14 protein-coding genes and 2 tRNA genes are annotated in these 16,546 nt (G+C 63.3%); 8 read left to right on the top strand and 8 right to left on the bottom strand.

Translation table 11 applies throughout. The annotated features are described in order from the left end of the window. Nucleotides 1-436 precede the first annotated feature (436 nt). Nucleotides 437-2,272, top strand: a complete 1,836-nt coding sequence (locus BMW76_RS17250) for an ABC transporter ATP-binding protein (RefSeq protein ID WP_090867117.1) — start codon at nucleotides 437-439, stop codon at nucleotides 2,270-2,272. A 110-nt stretch (nucleotides 2,273-2,382) separates the two neighbouring features. Here the strand turns inward: BMW76_RS17250 and otsA are convergent, their stop codons facing one another. Together otsA and otsB are read right to left on the bottom strand one after the other, a co-directional pair. Beyond that, a complete protein-coding gene (gene otsA, locus BMW76_RS17245) occupies nucleotides 2,383-3,807 on the bottom strand; it encodes an alpha,alpha-trehalose-phosphate synthase (UDP-forming) (protein WP_090867115.1) in 1,425 nt (474 codons plus the stop codon). A 55-nt stretch (nucleotides 3,808-3,862) separates the two neighbouring features. Next, nucleotides 3,863-4,612, bottom strand: a complete 750-nt coding sequence (otsB, locus tag BMW76_RS17240) for a trehalose-phosphatase (RefSeq protein ID WP_090867113.1) — start codon at nucleotides 4,610-4,612, stop codon at nucleotides 3,863-3,865. A gap of 474 nt (nucleotides 4,613-5,086) precedes the next feature. On the opposite strand from otsB, the gene BMW76_RS17230 reads away from it, so the two are divergent. Genes BMW76_RS17230 through BMW76_RS17220 form a run of 3 tightly spaced genes read left to right on the top strand, consistent with a single transcriptional unit; the run spans nucleotide 5,087 to nucleotide 7,068 of the window. Continuing rightward, nucleotides 5,087-5,671 carry an SCO family protein gene (locus BMW76_RS17230; RefSeq protein WP_090867109.1) on the top strand — a complete coding sequence of 195 codons (585 nt, stop codon included), beginning with the start codon at nucleotides 5,087-5,089 and terminating at the stop codon, nucleotides 5,669-5,671. Between the two features lie 17 nt (nucleotides 5,672-5,688). Then, nucleotides 5,689-6,168, top strand: coding sequence for a copper chaperone PCu(A)C (locus BMW76_RS17225; protein ID WP_090867107.1), 480 nt, complete (start codon nucleotides 5,689-5,691; stop codon nucleotides 6,166-6,168). Nucleotides 6,169-6,177: 9 nt separating this feature from the next. Then, a complete protein-coding gene (locus tag BMW76_RS17220) occupies nucleotides 6,178-7,068 on the top strand; it encodes a cytochrome c oxidase assembly protein (protein ID WP_090867106.1) in 891 nt (296 codons plus the stop codon). A gap of 11 nt (nucleotides 7,069-7,079) precedes the next feature. Here the strand turns inward: BMW76_RS17220 and BMW76_RS17215 are convergent, their stop codons facing one another. The 5 genes from BMW76_RS17215 to uvrC all read right to left on the bottom strand — a co-directional run bounded on the left by BMW76_RS17215 (nucleotide 7,080) and on the right by uvrC (nucleotide 11,120). After that, the gene (locus tag BMW76_RS17215; protein WP_090867105.1) at nucleotides 7,080-7,580 is read right to left on the bottom strand and encodes a GNAT family N-acetyltransferase; all 501 of its coding nucleotides are present in this window, start codon (nucleotides 7,578-7,580) and stop codon (nucleotides 7,080-7,082) included. Between the two features lie 181 nt (nucleotides 7,581-7,761). Continuing rightward, nucleotides 7,762-7,835: transfer RNA gene (locus BMW76_RS17210), tRNA-Cys, on the bottom strand. Between the two features lie 136 nt (nucleotides 7,836-7,971). After that, a tRNA-Gly gene (locus BMW76_RS17205) sits at nucleotides 7,972-8,047 on the bottom strand. A gap of 136 nt (nucleotides 8,048-8,183) precedes the next feature. After that, nucleotides 8,184-8,774, bottom strand: a complete 591-nt coding sequence (pgsA, locus tag BMW76_RS17200) for a CDP-diacylglycerol--glycerol-3-phosphate 3-phosphatidyltransferase (RefSeq protein WP_090867104.1) — start codon at nucleotides 8,772-8,774, stop codon at nucleotides 8,184-8,186. A 153-nt stretch (nucleotides 8,775-8,927) separates the two neighbouring features. Beyond that, on the bottom strand, nucleotides 8,928-11,120 hold the full coding sequence (uvrC, locus tag BMW76_RS17195; protein WP_090867101.1) for an excinuclease ABC subunit UvrC: 2,193 nt from the start codon (nucleotides 11,118-11,120) through the stop codon (nucleotides 8,928-8,930). Nucleotides 11,121-11,250: 130 nt separating this feature from the next. Here uvrC and earP point away from each other — a divergent pair, with 130 nt between their 5' ends. The 4 genes from earP (at nucleotide 11,251) to BMW76_RS17175 (ending at nucleotide 15,397) form a co-directional block, all read left to right on the top strand. Continuing rightward, complete coding sequence (earP, locus tag BMW76_RS17190; protein WP_090867099.1) at nucleotides 11,251-12,432, top strand: elongation factor P maturation arginine rhamnosyltransferase EarP; 1,182 nt, start codon at nucleotides 11,251-11,253, stop codon at nucleotides 12,430-12,432. A gap of 363 nt (nucleotides 12,433-12,795) precedes the next feature. Next, on the top strand, nucleotides 12,796-13,353 hold the full coding sequence (efp, locus tag BMW76_RS17185; protein ID WP_012400257.1) for an elongation factor P: 558 nt from the start codon (nucleotides 12,796-12,798) through the stop codon (nucleotides 13,351-13,353). A gap of 288 nt (nucleotides 13,354-13,641) precedes the next feature. After that, the gene (locus BMW76_RS17180) at nucleotides 13,642-13,848 is read left to right on the top strand and encodes a CsbD family protein (protein WP_090867097.1); all 207 of its coding nucleotides are present in this window, start codon (nucleotides 13,642-13,644) and stop codon (nucleotides 13,846-13,848) included. Nucleotides 13,849-14,014: 166 nt separating this feature from the next. Further along, nucleotides 14,015-15,397 (top strand): sigma-54-dependent transcriptional regulator, encoded by a 1,383-nt coding sequence (locus tag BMW76_RS17175; RefSeq protein WP_090867095.1) that lies wholly within the window; start codon nucleotides 14,015-14,017, stop codon nucleotides 15,395-15,397. A gap of 82 nt (nucleotides 15,398-15,479) precedes the next feature. Here the strand turns inward: BMW76_RS17175 and nagZ are convergent, their stop codons facing one another. Then, a complete protein-coding gene (gene nagZ, locus BMW76_RS17170; RefSeq protein ID WP_090867093.1) occupies nucleotides 15,480-16,511 on the bottom strand; it encodes a beta-N-acetylhexosaminidase in 1,032 nt (343 codons plus the stop codon). Nucleotides 16,512-16,546: the final 35 nt, after the last annotated feature.

Here is a 16,546-nt window from a genome sequence, read left to right as displayed (position 1 = left end):
ATGCCTGCCCCTCCGACCGGTCTCGACATTTCAAAGTCTTTACGTTGTTACAGACGCGAAACACTTCGCAAACCCTTGTTTTCTCAAGGCGTTTTACAGTGGGAACCTCGCATCGGCAATGGCGCCGCGAGCCGTTTGACGACGATCGCTGCTGAACCGTCGACGAGCGTTGAGCAACCGTCTCGCCGGCTTCGTATGCAATCTGTAATTATATCTTGAAGATTCTCGCCAATGGCGTGAACCTCTTCACCCGCAACGGGTCCAGCCTGGGAAAGCTTACCGGTACGTGTCGCGAAAATAATCGCGCCCTCATTGGCCTTACCGCCATGCGAAATGGCTTTTGCATGTTTACAATGCGGGGCCTACGCTGGTGTTACGAGCCGCGCCAGGCACAGCCGTTGCACGATCTAAACCCGACCCAAAGCCCACTGAACAATTGGAACATCTGACAATCGCCCAGCGCAACGCACACAACGCAAAGCTTTCCGGCTATGCGAACCGGCCGCTTGCGTTCCTCTTCCGCTTTATCCGCCGCCATCCGGTCGCCCATCTGGTCGTCCTGAGCAGCGTATTCGCGGCCGTGGGCTGTGCGCTCGCTTCGCAATACGCGATCAAGCATCTGATCGACGTGCTCGGCGAAGGCCGTCATCATCCGGGGCCGCTGTGGGGCGCATTCGCGATCCTCGTGGGCCTGATTGCCGCCGACAATCTGCTGTGGCGCGTCGGCGGCTGGGTTGCCGCGCACACGTTCGTCGCTGTCACAGGCGACTTGCGCAAGGACCTCTTCCAGTACCTGAGCGGCCATTCGCCGACCTACTACGCCGAGAAGCAGCCCGGCATGCTCGCGAGCCGGATCACGGCGACGTCGAACGCGGTCTATACGGCCGAGAACACGACCGCGTGGAACGTGCTGCCGCCGTGTATCGCCGTGGCGGGCGCGATCGTGATGATCGTCTCCGTCAATCCGCTGATGGCGCTCGGCCTGCTCAGCTGCTCGGCGATTCTCTCCGTCGTGCTGTTCAAGCTGGCGGGCCGCGGCTCGGCGCGGCATCACAACTTCGCGACGAGGGCGGCCGCCGTCGACGGCGAACTCGTCGACGTGATCGGCAACATGGGCCTCGTGCGCGCGTTCGGCATGACGTTCCGCGAACAGAAGCGCTTTGGCGCGACCGTGAAGTCGGAAATGGACGCGCGTCAGCAAAGCCTGCTTTACCTCGAGAAACTGCGTCTGCTGCACGCGGTGATCACCGCGCTGCTGTCGGCGGGTCTGCTCGGCTGGGCGCTGTGGCTGTGGGATCAGGGCAAGGCGACCTCCGGTGACATCGTGCTCGTCAGTTCGCTCGGCTTCACGATCCTGCACGGCACGCGCGATCTGGCCGTCGCGCTCGTCGACGTGACGCAGCACGTCGCCCGCCTCGCCGAAGCCGTGAAGACGCTGCTCGAGCCGCACGGCATGCCCGATCGCAACGATGCAACGGAACTCGTGCCGCAAGGCGGGCGCGTGACGTTCGAGAAGGTGACGTTCGCGTATCCGAAGCGGCGCCCGATTCTCGATCACTTCGATCTCGACATCCAGCCGGGCGAGCGTGTCGGCCTGATCGGCAAGTCGGGGGCGGGCAAGTCGACCGTGCTTGCGCTGCTGCAACGCTTCTACGAAACGCAGGGCGGACGGATCATGATCGACGGCCAGGATATCGCCGCGATCACGCAGGACAGCCTGCGCCACGCGATCGCGCTCGTGCCGCAAGACATCTCGCTGCTCCATCGCACGGTCTACGAGAACATCGCGTATGGACGGCCGGAAGCAACGCGGGAAGACGTGATCGCCGCCGCGCGCGATGCCCGCTGCACGGACTTCATCGAAGCGATGCCGGAAGGCTTCGATACGATCGTCGGCGATCGCGGCGTGAAGCTCTCGGGCGGCCAGCGGCAACGCATCGCAATTGCGCGCGCGATCCTGAAGAACTCGCCGATCCTGCTGCTCGACGAAGCAACGTCCGCGCTCGACAGCGCATCCGAAGAAGCGATCCAGAAAGCGCTCGACCGGCTGATGGTCGGCCGCACGGTGGTCGCGATCGCGCACCGCCTGTCGACGCTGCACAACTTCGACCGCATCATCGTGATGAGCGCGGGCAGGGTCATCGACGACGGCAGCCCCGAAGAACTGCGCAACCGTCCGGGCCTGTATCGCGATCTGCTTGCGAAGCAGTACGGCAAGCAGTCGACGCTGCACGTCGGCGGCAAGAAGTTCGACGAGCAGCATGTGGCCTGACGCGCGGCGCTTCACCGGCTGATCGCCAATAAGAAAAAGCCGCTTCGAACTTCGAAGCGGCTTTTTTGTGCCTGCACTGTGCATATGGAAACATCAAGAGCGCGCGGAGATCAACCCGCCGCGGCTTCGTTCGCCACCCTCTCCTCGTCGCCGGACACCTGCTGCAAATCGCGCATGAAGTTGTCGCGCCACACGGACACGTTGTTCTCGCGCAGCTGCGCGATCATGTCCTCGTAGCGGGCTTTGCGTTCGGCGAGCGGCATCGACAGTGCAGTGCCGAGCGCATCGGCCATGCCGTCGACGTCGACGGGATTGACGATCAGCGCACCCGTCAATTCGTGCGCCGCGCCGGCGAAACGCGACAGCACCAGCACGCCGGGGTCTTCCGGGTCTTGCGCCGACACATACTCCTTCGCGACGAGATTCATCCCGTCGCGCAACGGCGTCACGTAGCCGACGTGCGCCGTGCGGAACAGCGCCGCGAGCACGGGCCGTTCATATTGCCGATGGATATAGCGGATCGGCGTCCAGTCGAGTTCAGCGAAGCGGCCATTGATGCGCCCCGATTCACCTTCGAGCTGCAAGCGGATTTCCTGATACGCGTGCAGATCGGAACGCGTCGGCGGCGCGATCTGCAGGAACGACACCTTGTCGCGATACGCGGGCGCATGTTCGAGCAGCCGCTCGAACGCACGAAAACGCTCGACGAGCCCCTTCGAATAATCGAGCCGGTCGACGCTCATGATCAGCTTGCGCGCATGCAGCGTCGCTTCGATCGTGCGCACCGGCTTGTCGTGCTCGCCTGCCTTGGCCAGTTCGGCGATCTCGTCGGGATACACGCCGATCGGATAGGCCGCCGCGCGCAACGCGCGGCCGAACGCATGGACGATGCTCGGCCCTTGCGCCGACGTATCGACAGTGCCGCTCGCCTCGTTGACGATGTAATCGCAGAACGCGCGCAGATCGGGCTTCGTCTGGAAGCCGAGCAGATCGAACGAACAGAGCGCCTCGACGAGCGCGCGATGCGGCGGCACGGCAAGCAGCACTTGCGCCGCCGGAAACGGAATGTGAAGAAAGAAGCCGATGCGGTTCTTCACGCCCGCCGTGCGCAACGCCTGCGCGAACGGGATCAGGTGATAGTCATGTACCCAGATCACGTCGTCGTCGCGCAGAAGCGGCACCAGTTGCTGCGCAAGCCGCGTGTTCACGCGGCAATAGCCCTCGAAATCGTGCCGGTCGAATTGCAGCAGATCCGGCCGATAGTGGAACGCGGGCCACAGCGTCGCGTTCGAAAAGCCCCGGTAATACTGGTCGTAGTCGCGGCGCACGAGGCCGACGGTCGCGAACGTCACGGGGCCGCGCTCTTCCAGCCTGATTTCCGGCTGGCCAGAACCGAGCACCTCGCCGCTCCAGCCGAACCACATGCCGCCCGTTTCCTTCAGCGCGTCATACACGCCGACCGCGAGGCCGCCCGCTGCCGGGCCGCCTTCCGAGATCGGAGCGACGCGGTTCGATACGATAATCAGCCGGCTCATGACGCGTGGTATCCGTGCGGGACGAAGGCCGTCGAGCGATGATGAGCGGACGTCATCATGCGTTGCGCGCGGCCGAGACGACTTCGGACAGCCATGCGAGCAGTGCGCTCACGGAGCCGATGCGCGCCGACGCGATCGTGTCGCCGCCGCCGACCTTGATCGACAGGCCACCGCGTTCGTTGATGACAGCAAAGCCCTTCTCGTCGGTCAGGTCGTCGCCGGCGAACACGGGCGTGCGGCCCGTAAACGGCGGCTCGTCGAGAAACGCGCGCAGCGCGCGGCCCTTGTCGACGTCCTTCGGCTTGATCTCATAGACCATCTTGCCCGGCTGAAGCACATAGGCGCCCGGATAGTCGGCGACGAGCCTGGTCGTCGCTTCACGCGCGGCGGGCTCGCGATCGGGCGCGTTGCGATAGTGCAGCGCGAGTGCAGCGCCCTTGATCTCCAGCAGCATGCCGGGATTCACGTTGACGATGTCCGCGAGCACCTGCTCCATGCGCAGCAGCCGCTCGTCGTTGAAGCCGATGCGCTGCGTGTCGCCATTCGCGTCGCGCCGCTCGGCGCCGTGCAAACCGGCGACGGGCAGATCGGGCATGCCGAGAAACTGGTCGATGCTGTCGATGCCGCGGCCCGACACGATCGCCACAGCGCCGTTCGTCAGACGCCGCAATTCGGCGAGCAACGCGATGGCCTCGGGTTGGACCAGCACGCCGTCGGGCGTCGGTGCCAGATCGACGAGCGTGCCGTCGAAATCGAAGAAAAATGCCGTCTCCGTCGGAGACAGAAATGCCGGAAGTGCTTGCATCGGTGTACGTTGCCTCTCAGCCGCTTGCAGCCGGAAAAGTGTGCGCATCTTACCGCGCATCGGTCGTTTTTTCGAGAAAGTAAGTTTGCGCGTCGCGCGGGCGAGCGATCCGAACCGTTTGCCCAACAGGACGGATTCGAAATCCGTCGATCCGGCTACAGGCGCCTTTCAGCGTTCTGCGGCATATTGACTCGCTTTCCGCCTCGAAAGCCCACGGTACAACGGCGCGCGCAAAATTGCGATAGAGTCCCAACGGCGCTGGCCCGGAATAACTGCATGCCACAACCCGTATTACCGGCATGTTGCCGAACACGGCCCGCCGTTTGCGTCGCGTTCAAAATGCTGTCCGCAACGCGTTGATCGCTCTCCTCAATCGAGTCGTCGAGCCTGTCTTTGTTCCCGAAAGTCCTCGTGTCCCACTTGCCGCTGTTCGCTTCCCACGCTTTCATCCGACGACGCGTCGCCGCGCTGGGCATGGCGTTGGGCACGACGCTCATCGCGGCGTTCGGCATCGCGGGATGCTCGCATTCCGGCGAGCCGTGGCATCTGACCGACGTGAGCGGCCATCTGCCGGACCTCGATTTCACGCTGACAGGCGACGACGGCCGGCCCGTCGCGGCAAGCTCGCTCAAGGGCAGCACGTCGCTCGTCTACTTCGGCTATACGCATTGCCCGGACGTGTGCCCGGAAACAATGGGACGGCTGATGCAGGTCATCGGCAAGCTGGGGCCGGATGCGCAGAAGGTGCGTATTCTGTTCGTCACCGTCGATCCCGCGCGCGACACGCCGAAAGCGCTGCACGATTACGTCGGCGCATTCGATGCCCAGCATGCGCGCGGACTCACGGGCACGGAGGCGCAGATCGAACAGCTGGCGAAGCACTATCGCATCGCGTATCAGATGGAGAAGCGCGATCCGAATGGCAACTACGAGGTGACGCACAGTTCGGCCGTCTACATCTTCGACGCGCAGAATCACGCGCGCCTGCTTGCCACAGACCACGATACGCCCGACGTCATCGCCGAAGACGTGCGCCGTATCATCGAAGACCACTCATGATTTCTCACAGGTTCACCATGACACAAAAAATCAAAACGCTTTCGACAATCCACGCGCTCACGTGCGCCGCCGCCATCGCGTTCGTCGCGACAGGCAGCATCGCCGCGCATGCAGCCGACAGCAAGCAGGCCATCGCCGCGCAAAACGCGTGGGTGCGCTGGCTGCCCAACAACCTGCCCGCGGCCGCGTATGTGACGCTAACCAATTCGAGCGACAAGCCCGTCGATCTCGTCGACATTTCGAGCGCCGATTACAGCAGCGCGATGTTGCATCAGACGGTCTCCAGCGGCTCGACGCAAAAGATGGTGATGGTCAACAAGCTGACGGTGCCCGCGCACGGCCAGGCCGCGATCGCGCCCGGCGGCTATCACGTGATGCTCGAAGACGCGAAGCACAAGATCGCGCCGGGCGACACGGTTCACCTGAAGCTGCAGTTCTCCGACGGCGAAACGCTCGATGCGCCGTTCGCGGTCAAGTCACCCGCGCAAGCGAAGTAACGCCATACGATGAACCTGCTCTACTGGCTCGAACCGTGGGAGCCGTCGCCGACCGTCGTGATCGTCATGCTGATTGCCGCGCTGCTGTTCGCGCGCGGCGTGCGCAAGGCGAAGGTGTCGGTGGCGCGGCAACTCTCGTTCTGGTTCGGGCTGGTCGCACTTTATATCGCGCTGCATACGCGGCTCGATTACTACTTCGAGCACGAGTTCTTCATGCATCGCGCGCAGCATCTGGTGCTGCATCATCTCGGGCCATTTTTTATCGCGCTGTCGTATCCGGGCGCGGCGATGCGCGCAGGCATTCCGTTCGTATGGCGGCAACGTTTCTTGCGGCCCGCGTTGCAGACGCGTTGGGTGCGCATCACGCTCGACCTGCTGTTCCATCCTGTTGTCGCCGTCGTTCTGTTCGTTGGACTGATCTATTTCTGGCTGCTTTCGCCGATCCACTTCGTCGCGATGCTCGACTGGCGGCTGTATCGCGTGATGAACTGGAGCATGGTGATCGACGGGCTGATGTTCTGGTGGCTCGTGCTCGATTCGCGGCCCGCGCCGCCCGCGCGGCTGTCACCGGGACGCCGTATTCTGATCGTCGTCGCGGCGATCCCGCCGCAGATCCTGCTCGGCGCATTTATTTTCTTTACGCCCCGCGAGCTTTACCCGATCTATTCAATTTGTGGGCGCGCGTTCACATGGCTCAGTCCGATGCGCGATCAACAGATCGGCGGACTCTTGCTGTGGATACCCGGTTCGATGATGAGCGTGATCGGCGCGCTGGTCGCGCTGAGGCACTGGATGAGACTGTCGGCGCGCACGCGACTTCGCAACGAGAAGCGCGCGCCGCAGACGACATCCGTTCAGTCGAAAGCGTCATCGCGCGCGCTGCCCGTCAGACAGCATTGAGCCACTGCGCTTCAGGAAGAACGCATCCAGATATGCGGGATGCCGTCCTCTTCGTGGACTTCCGAAATCGGCTCGAAGCCGAACGCACCATAGAACGCCTGCAGATGCGCTTGCGCGTGCAGACGCACGGGCGTGCCCGGCCACTGCGCATAGATATGGCCAAGCACACGTTCGAGCATCGCGCTGCCGAGCCCTTGGCCGCGAAACCCGGCTGTCGTCAGCACGCGGCCGATGCGGATGTCTGCATCCTGGTCGTCGGGCAGCAGCACGCGCAGATAGCCGGCGAGCTTTGCGCGCGCGCCGGCTTCTGGCGCGCCATAGGCGAACAGATGCCAGGCCTCGGGATCGAGACCGTCGACATCGCCGTACAGACAGTTCTGCTCGATCACGAACACGGCCGCACGCGCGGCCAGCATGTCGTAGACCTCGACGTTGGTCAGATCGTCAAACGCTTTCCAGCGCCAGTCGATATGCGTCGTCTCTTTGGTGCCGGTAGATTGATGCTCGGTCATGAGATTGACTTGTGTGAGACAGACATCCGTTGGACGTCAACGGGCCGATTATGCCGCGACGATGGGACGAAGGCGAGACGGCCGGTCGCTTGGTGCTCACGCTCGAACGCACGCGGAAGAAAGAAAGCAGAAAAGAACGCGAACAAAAGAAAAGCCCCGACATGTCGGGGCTTTTCTTTGCTGGAGGCGCGAGCCGGAGTCGAACCGGCCTACACGGCTTTGCAGGCCGCTGCATAACCGCTTTGCTATCGCGCCGTAAGCGGACTGCGGACCGTACTCTGTTGCATTGGCAACGGCTCGCAGATTTTGTGCATTGACCCTAAGGCCAGTTGAGCTCAACGCTTCTGCCGAAGCATCAAACAAAAAGGGAAGCTTTTTTTTCCTATGTTTTTGGAGCGGGAGACGAGTCTCGAACTCGCGACCTCAACCTTGGCAAGGTTGCGCTCTACCAACTGAGCTACTCCCGCGTTTTGCTTCTACTGTTTCCCAGTGTTTCGCGTTGTTTGTTACCGCGTTCACCGGAGAAACGAGATTATGTAGAAGGCACCGAATCGTGTCAACCCCTTTTGTACGAGAGAATAAAAATTTTAGTAGTGACTGCCTTCAGGCCATTCCTCCGCGTTCGCGAATCTGCGGCCAGGCGAGCTTCATGTAGTACAGCATCGACCAGATCGTGAGGAACGCCGCGAGATAGATGAGCCACAAGCCCCACACGCGCGTATCGATCACGAATGTCCCGAGCGACAGCGGACCATAGAACAGCAGCATCGGAATCGCGACCATCTGGCAGGCCGTCTTGAACTTGCCGAGCGAGTTCACCGCAACGCTCTTCGATGCGCCGATCTGCGCCATCCATTCGCGCAGCGCCGAAATCGCGATCTCGCGGCCGACGATCACGAGCGCGATCGCCGAATCGAGGCGCGCGAGCTGCACGAGCACGAGCAGCGCGGCCGTGACCATCAGCTTGTCGGCGACGGGATCGAGGAATGCGCCGAACGCCGACGTCTGATTCCATTTGCGCGCGAGAAAACCGTCGAACCAGTCGGTCAGCGCCGCGAGGACAAAAATCGTCGCGGCGGCCAGATTGCGGTGCGCCGGGCTCAGCATCATGTCCGGCAGATAGAACACGCCCACGACGAGCGGAATCAATACGATCCGCAGCCATGTCAGGAAGATCGGGAAATTAAACGGCATGGGGCAGGCGCAAGGTTCTGAGATAAGAGATGCAATTGTGCCGGTTCACCGGACGCGCTACAAGCAACGCGCCCGGCGCGGGCTGGGCGGCGCGGCGCGAAACGCAACCCGCGCACATCGGCGCGACTCGCCGTCGCACGGTTAGCGCACGCTTCAATGCAACTGTCGATAGATCTGCTCGGCGAGTGCGCGCGAAATGCCTTCGACGCTCGCGAGATCGTCGACGCTGGCCGCCACCACGCCGCGCAACCCACCGAAGCGCGCGAGGAGCCGCTGCCGCCGTTTCGCGCCGACGCCTTCGAGTTCCTCGAGCCGCGACATCTGCCGCGTCTTGCCGCGCTTCGCGCGCATGCCCGTGATCGCGAAGCGGTGCGCTTCGTCGCGGATCTGCGCGACGAGCATCAGCGCCGCGCTTTCCTTGCCGAGTTCGAGCGACGGCCGTCCGTCCGCGAACACGAGCGTCTCCAGACCGACCTTGCGCCCTTCGCCCTTCGCGACGCCGACCAGCATGCCCAGATCGAGCCCGAGCTCGTTGAACACCTGGCGCGCAATCTCAACCTGACCCTTGCCGCCGTCGATCAGCACGATGTTCGGCAGCACACCGCCCGCGGCAACGGGTTCCGCGCCTTCGGGCGTCACGGCCGGATCGGCGGCGGCTTCCGCTTGCAGTTCGGCCGCTTCGTCGTTTGCGTTCGCCGCGGCCTGCGCGACCATCTTCTCGTATCGACGCGTGAGCACCTGACGCATCGCCGCGTAGTCGTCGCCGGGCGTGATGTCCGTGATGTTGTAGCGCCGGTACTCCGACGACTGCATCTTGTGATGGTGAAAGACGACGCACGATGCCTGCGTCGCCTCGCCCATCGTGTGACTGATGTCGAAGCACTCGATGCGCAGATGCGCAAGGTCATCGCATTCGAGCGACAGCGTGTCGGCAAGCGCGCGCGTGCGCGATTGCTGCGAGCCCTGTTCGGACAACAGCCGTGCGAGAGCGAGACGCGCGTTCTGCTCGGCCATCGCGAGCCACGCGCGCTTCTGGCCTTGCGGCTGGCGCAGCAGCGTGACCTTGTGCCCGGCCTGCTCGATCAGCAGATCGACAAGTTCGCGGCTTGCGGGCGCGTGACTGACGACGAGCACAGGCGGCACGCGATTGCCGAGATAATGCTGCGCGATGAACGCTTCGAGCACTTCGGCTTCGATGCCGGGGCGCGGCTTCGTGTCGCTATCGGCTGTGTCGTCGGTGGCTTCGGAGGCTTCGGCGCTTTCGCTAGTCCCAGTTGCGTCCGAAGCGGCTTCGTCCGCGCGTTCATCCCCTTCATCCGTTTCTTCGCCCAGTTCCGCTTCGATATCAAGCAGCGCGGATGGAGTGACTTCCGCTGCCTCGCCGTCCTCGAGGCCGCCCTCCTCCGCCGTCAGCGCGCTTTCGACATGCGTCGGGAAGTAAGCCTTGTCGCCGAGATGCCGGCCGCCGCGCACCATCGCGAGATTCACGCAAACGCGTCCGCCGAGCGCGACGACAGCAAGAATATCGACGTCGCTTTCGCCGCCCACTTCGATCGCCTGCTGATGCAGCACCGTCGACAGCGAACTCATCTGATTCCGCACCGCCGCCGCCTGCTCGAACTTCAGGTCGCTTGCGAACGCATGCATCTTCTGCTCGAGTTCCTTCATCACTTCGGACTGCCGTCCGAGCAGAAAGCGCGATGCATTGGACACGTCGCGTGCGTAGTCCTCTTCGCTGATCGCGCCGACGCATGGCGCCGTGCATCGTCCAATCTGATGCAGCAGACACGGCCGCGTACGGTTGTTGAACACGGAATCCTCGCAGGTGCGCAACTGGAATACGCGCTGCAGGATCTGAATGCTTTCGCGTACCGCCCATGCACTTGGGAACGGTCCGAAATACTGGTTCTTTTTGTCGACCGAACCGCGGTAATACGCCATACGCGGAAACTGATGGCCCGTCAGCTTTAGATACGGATACGACTTGTCATCGCGAAACAGAATGTTGTAGCGCGGCGCCAAAGCCTTGATGAGATTGTTCTCAAGCAACAGCGCTTCGGCTTCCGAACGCGTGACGGTCGTTTCGATCTTCACGATCCGCGTGACCATCATCGCGATGCGCGGCGACAGCAGCGTCTTCGTGAAGTAGCTCGACACGCGCTTCTTCAGGTCGCGCGCCTTGCCCACGTAGAGCACCGCGCCCTGCGCATCGTAGTAACGATAGACGCCCGGCATATGCGGCAACTGGCGCAGCACTTTTTTCGCGTCGAACTCTTCGGCGGCGCTGTCGGGCGCGCCGGACTTCGCGGCGGTATCGGATGTGGGTGGGGAATCGGATCGGGTCATGCAGAATCGGGGCCGGGCGCCGTGCGGGGACGGCGCGTTGCGTGGGTTTTGAACTTTTGCGCGCGTTTGCGTGCTTTAGAATCGCCAGTTTAGAACATTCCGCCCGCGCCCGAACCCGGGGGCCACCATCATGTCCTCCGCTTCCACTCGACGGTCACAGCCCCCAGCGATTGCGTGCGACATTTTCTGCGCGGTGATCGACAACTTCGGCGATATCGGCGTTTGCTGGCGGCTCGCGCGCCAACTTGCGAACGAACACGGTTGGCAGGTGCGCGTGTTCGTCGACGATCTGCATGCGTTTCAAAAGCTCAATCCATCCGTCGATGTCGAAAAGGCGCGGCAGGCAGTCGACGGCATTGTCATCGAGCACTGGCACGAGCCCGCGCATGCGGGCGATAAGCTGCAGGTGGCTGACGTCGTGATCGAGGCGTTCGCCTGCGAGCTGCCGCCCGTCTACATCGCGGCGATGGCGCGACGCAAGCGCGTGCCCGTCTGGTTCAACCTCGAATATCTGAGCGGCGAAGACTGGGTCGCGGATTTTCACTTGCGGCCGTCGCCGCATCCGCGTTACGCGCTCACGAAGACGTTCTTCTTCCCGGGGCTCGGCAAGGGCACGGGCGGCGTACTGAAGGAGCGCGACCTCGACGCGCGCCGCGCGGCGTTCCTGGCCTCGCCGGACGCGCGCGCCGCCTGGTGGCAGGCGAATGCGGGCAGCGCGCCGCCGGAACAGGACGCAACCGTCGTGTCGTTGTTCGCGTATGAAAACCCCGCCGTCGACAGCCTGCTCGCGCAGTGGCGCGACGCCGGCAGCGAAACCGTGCTGCTCGTGCCGGAGGGCCGCATTTCGGGCGCGGTGGCGCGATTTTTTGGCTTGTCGTCGTTCGCGGCGGGCGCGCAGGCTTCGTGCGGCAACCTGCGCGCCCACGCGCTAGCGTTCACCGATCAGCTGGGCTACGACGAGCTGCTGTGGGTCAGCGACATCAATTTCGTGCGCGGCGAAGATTCGTTCGTGCGCGCGCAATGGGCCGCGCGTCCGTTCATCTGGCACATTTATCCGCAAGCCGACGACGCCCATCTGCCGAAGCTCGACGCCGCGCTCGCGCACTATGCGCACGGGCTGTCCGCGACGACGCGCGCAGCGCTCAGCCGCTTCTGGCACGCGTGGAACGGCAACGGCGCGCCGGACTGGGCGGAGTTCCACCGCCATCGTCCGAAACTCGAGGCGCGCGCGGCCGACTGGGCGCGCGATCTCGCGTCGATCGGCGATCTCGCTGGAAATCTGGCGGAATTCGCAAAAACTCAGTTAAAATAAGCGGTTATCCAACGGCCGACGACGCAAGCGCGGCACGACGGCGCCGCCGGCAGGTCTAGCAGGAACTTGTTTTGTGGACCTCCGCAGTTGGGCTGTCAGTGTCACACGAGTACGCGCCCGCTTCGGGTACAAAGAAGCAGACGGACGCTTCGGGTAAAGCAGCAAGGCAGAAGCAGACTGGCATGTGAGACGCAAGGAATTGGGAGCGGTAAAACGCGCCCGCCCGTCGACGCCAGCCCTGCTTACCGCGCAATCCAGTTTGATCCGCCTTAGGGCGTCGAACGCGCGTCGGGCGCCGAACCCGCTTGCGCCGTATGCCGTTGAGCAAAAGTTGAAGCACCTTATTTCGTACAGGACAGTTTTATGAAGATCGCTCAGGAACTCCGCACCGGCAACGTCGTGATGATCGGCAACGACGCGATGGTCGTTCAGAAGGCCGAATACAACAAGTCGGGCCGCAACGCCGCCGTCGTCAAGATGAAGTTCAAGAACCTGCTGACGGGCGCAGGCATGGAAACCGTCTACAAGGCGGACGACAAGTTCGACGTCGTCGTGCTGGACCGCAAGGAAGTCACGTACTCGTACTTCGCTGACCCGATGTATGTGTTCATGGACGCCGACTACAACCAGTACGAAGTCGAAGCCGAAATGATGGGCGACGCGCTCAACTACCTCGAAGACGGCATGGCTTGCGAAGTCGTGTTCTACAACGAGAAGGCCATTTCGGTCGAACTGCCGACCACGCTGGTCCGCGAAATCATCTACACGGAGCCGGCTGTCAAGGGCGACACGTCGTCGGGCAAGGTGCTCAAGACCGCCAAGCTGAACACGGGTTTCGAACTGCAAGTGCCGCTCTTCTGCAATATCGGCGACAAGATCGAAATCGACACGCGTACCAACGAATACCGCAGCCGCGCCTGAGTTTGAATCGCGCCGCACGGCAATCGTCTTAAGCCCTGACTCACTCAGGGCTTCGAGTTAAAAAAGCGCCCATCTGGGCGCTTTTTCTTTTTTTCGCGACCGTGTATGGTGGTGGAAAACTTTACCGGCCAGACATGCATTTTTGCCAGGTGGGTTGGCGCATTCGTGCTTCCAGTCCGCGCTCACATTGACTTTTCGAGACAATTTGCATTGGCACGGCTCCTGCTTCCCAAGCATTTCAGGCCTACGAGGCTTTTCGTTTTATCCGGAAGAATTGGGAGGTGTGCCATGAACAACGATATCGCTGAAGGCAAGTGGAAACAGATGATCGGCAAGGCGAAAACTGCGTGGGGCGAACTCACGGACGACGAACTGACCAAGGCACAAGGCAACGCCGACAAGCTGGCGGGCCTGATCCAGGAGCGATATGGGAAGACGCGCGATGAAGCCGAACTCGAGGTGCGCCGCTTCTTCGATCGCAACCGCGACCTGTAACGGGCAACCTGCGCCGGGCGCTGTTTGCCCGGCGACGTCCGATACTTTTGCATCTGACCGGGAGCATTGGCCACTCAAGCCCACTCATCCAGCGCCCGCGCGCTCGGGACCGCCGCTGCGGCCCATGTGCGTCGGGACTCCGTCCATCTGAACAGTTGCGCTCGTTATGCCACATGCCCTGATTGTCGAAGACGATCCCAATAGCCTGTCAGGCCTGTCCGCGATTCTTGCGGCCGACGGTTTTTCCGTCGACACCGCCATCACGCTCTCAGAAGCGCGCGCAGCGCTGACCCGCTTTATCCCCGACGTCGTGCTCGTCGATCTGAATCTGCCCGACGGCAGCGGCCTCGACCTGCTCCAGCACCTGCCCGCGCAGCCGCCCGGCGGCGCGTTGCCCGTAATCGTGATGACGGGCAACGCGACGGTCGAAAGCGCGATCGAAGGCTTGCGCCATGGCATCTGGGACTATCTGCTCAAGCCCGTCAATATTCCGCGGTTGCGCAGCCTGCTGGCGCGCATACCGCGTCCCTACGAACTGACCGAGGAAGTGCAGGCGCTGCGCGCGAGGCTGCGCCGCATGGGCCGCTTCGGACCGATGATCGGCCGCAGCGGCGCGATCCAGCATGTGTACGATTCGATCGAGCATATCGCGCCGACGGAAGCCGCCGTGCTGATATCGGGCGAAGCGGGCACGGGCAAGGAAGTCGCCGCGCGCACGCTGCACGAGATGAGCCGCCGGCGCAAAGGGCCGTTCGTCGTGCTCGATTGCCGTTCGGCAGAGGCCGTCGCCGGTGGCCGGCCGCTGGACAGCCTGCTGTTCGGCCACGAACGCGGCGCGTTCGGCGGCGCGGAGCAGCGCGAGCCCGGCCTCTTCGAACAGGCGAGCGGCGGCACGCTCTTCATCGACGAAATCACGCTGCTGCCGCGCGCGCAGCAGGAAGCGCTGCTCGGCGCGCTCGATTCGCAGACCTTCATGCGAGTAGGCGGCACTAATCAGGTCGCCACCGACTTCCGCCTGATCGCGTCGACGCGCAAGATGCCGCGCGCAGCCGTCGCCGATGGCAGCCTGCATCAGGATCTCGGCCTGCGGCTCGAAGCGGCCGCGCTGTCGCTGCCGCCGCTGCGCGAGCGCGGCGACGATCCTGCGCTCTTCGCCCAGGTGCTCGTCGACGAACTGAACGACGAGGCGAATGCGCGCGGCGTCGCCGATGCGACGAAGCTGATCGGACCGAATTTCGTCCGCGAGTGTCTTGCGTATGAATGGCCGGGCAACGTGCGCGAATTGCAGGAGCGCGTGCGGCGCGCGTATCACGCGTCGGGCGACGTTCTGGAGACGCTACGCGCCGACGAAGGCAGTGGTGTCGGCGGCCGCGATCTGAACGGCGGCCGCGTGCAGGTGACGGTCGGCACGCCGCTCGCCGATGTCGAGGAAATGCTGATCCGAGCGACGCTGGATGCCGTCGGCGGAACGCGGCATCGTGCGGCGTCGCTGCTCGGCATCAGTCCGAAGACGCTGTACAACAAGCTGCAACGGATGCGGCTGAACTGACGCGCTTCGCGCGCCAGGCACAAAAGAAAAGGACGGGTCTTGCCCGTCCTTTTGCATTCGCCCTCCCTGGATACGCTTTCCGTCAGGAAGCGAACACCGCGCGCAACAGCGCCTGAGCCTGCTGATACTGCGGCTCGGCGGCGAGCTTTTCCCACGACAACGCCTTGCCGCGCGGGCGCATCCGCTTCAGGCGGCGCTTCGACTCCTTCGATTGCGTGAAGCACAGCGCATCGAGCACCTTGCCCGCTTCCTGCGGCTGATTGCAGATCAGCACCATATCGACGCCCGCTTCGAGCGCGGCCGTCGCCGCTTCCGTCAGCGTGCCGCCCTGGCGCGCGGCTTCCATCGACAGATCGTCGCTGAAGACCGCGCCCTCGAAGCGCAGCTTCTTGCGCAGGATGTCCTGGACCCACACGCGCGAGAAGCCGGCCGGCTTGCTGTCTACCTTTGGATAAATCACATGCCCCGGCAGCACCGACGCCAGCGACAAGCCGAGCCAGTCGTACGGCGCGACATCTTCCTTGATGATCTCGTCGAGCGTGCGTTCGTCGACGGGCACCGCGTAGTGCGAATCCGCCGACGCGAACCCGTGACCCGGAAAATGCTTGCCGCAATTCGCCATGCCCGCGAGCGCGAGTCCGTGATTGAGGCTCTTTGCGAGCAGCGTGACGACGCGCGGATCGCGATGGAATGCGCGATCGCCGATCACCTGCGAGTTGCCGTAGTTCAGATCGAGCACGGGCGTGAAGCTCATGTCGATGCCGCACGCGCGCAACTCCGACGCGAGGATGTAGCCGACAGCCGTCGTCACCTTGGTCGCGTGGAGCACGTCGTCGTCCCACAGCGCGCCGAGCTTGCCCATCGACGGCAGCACCGTGAAGCCGTCGGTGCGAAAGCGCTGCACGCGCCCGCCTTCGTGATCGACGGCGATCAGCAGATCGTCGCGCACGTCGCGGATCGCTTCCGTCAGCGCGACCAGTTGCGCGCGGCTTTCGAAATGACGCGCGAAGAGGATCACGCCGCCCGTCATCGGATGAGCGAGGCGGCGCTCGTCGTCAGCGTTCAGCGTCTTGCCGACTACGTCGAGCATCACCGGGCCAGGAATCAGTTTCATCGGGTCTATGAGAGCAAAAAGGAAAGAACGCGGCG

This window comes from Paraburkholderia diazotrophica (assembly GCF_900108945.1).
Taxonomy (GTDB): Bacteria; Pseudomonadota; Gammaproteobacteria; order Burkholderiales; family Burkholderiaceae; genus Paraburkholderia; species Paraburkholderia diazotrophica.
The sequence above is the reverse complement of the archived record's forward strand: the minus strand, read 5'-3'. Positions and strand labels throughout refer to the sequence as shown.

Coding starts and splice junctions, on each gene's coding strand:
- otsA (WP_090867115.1), bottom strand. CDS start 3,807: ATGAGCCGGCTGATTATCGTATCGAACCGCGTCGCTCCGATCTCGGAA.
- otsB (WP_090867113.1), bottom strand. CDS start 4,612: ATGCAAGCACTTCCGGCATTTCTGTCTCCGACGGAGACGGCATTTTTC.
- BMW76_RS17230 (WP_090867109.1), top strand. CDS start 5,087: ATGGCGTTGGGCACGACGCTCATCGCGGCGTTCGGCATCGCGGGATGC.
- BMW76_RS17225 (WP_090867107.1), top strand. CDS start 5,689: ATGACACAAAAAATCAAAACGCTTTCGACAATCCACGCGCTCACGTGC.
- BMW76_RS17220 (WP_090867106.1), top strand. CDS start 6,178: ATGAACCTGCTCTACTGGCTCGAACCGTGGGAGCCGTCGCCGACCGTC.
- BMW76_RS17215 (WP_090867105.1), bottom strand. CDS start 7,580: ATGACCGAGCATCAATCTACCGGCACCAAAGAGACGACGCATATCGAC.
- pgsA (WP_090867104.1), bottom strand. CDS start 8,774: ATGCCGTTTAATTTCCCGATCTTCCTGACATGGCTGCGGATCGTATTG.
- uvrC (WP_090867101.1), bottom strand. CDS start 11,120: ATGACCCGATCCGATTCCCCACCCACATCCGATACCGCCGCGAAGTCC.
- earP (WP_090867099.1), top strand. CDS start 11,251: ATGTCCTCCGCTTCCACTCGACGGTCACAGCCCCCAGCGATTGCGTGC.
- efp (WP_012400257.1), top strand. CDS start 12,796: ATGAAGATCGCTCAGGAACTCCGCACCGGCAACGTCGTGATGATCGGC.
- BMW76_RS17180 (WP_090867097.1), top strand. CDS start 13,642: ATGAACAACGATATCGCTGAAGGCAAGTGGAAACAGATGATCGGCAAG.
- BMW76_RS17175 (WP_090867095.1), top strand. CDS start 14,015: ATGCCACATGCCCTGATTGTCGAAGACGATCCCAATAGCCTGTCAGGC.
- nagZ (WP_090867093.1), bottom strand. CDS start 16,511: ATGAAACTGATTCCTGGCCCGGTGATGCTCGACGTAGTCGGCAAGACG.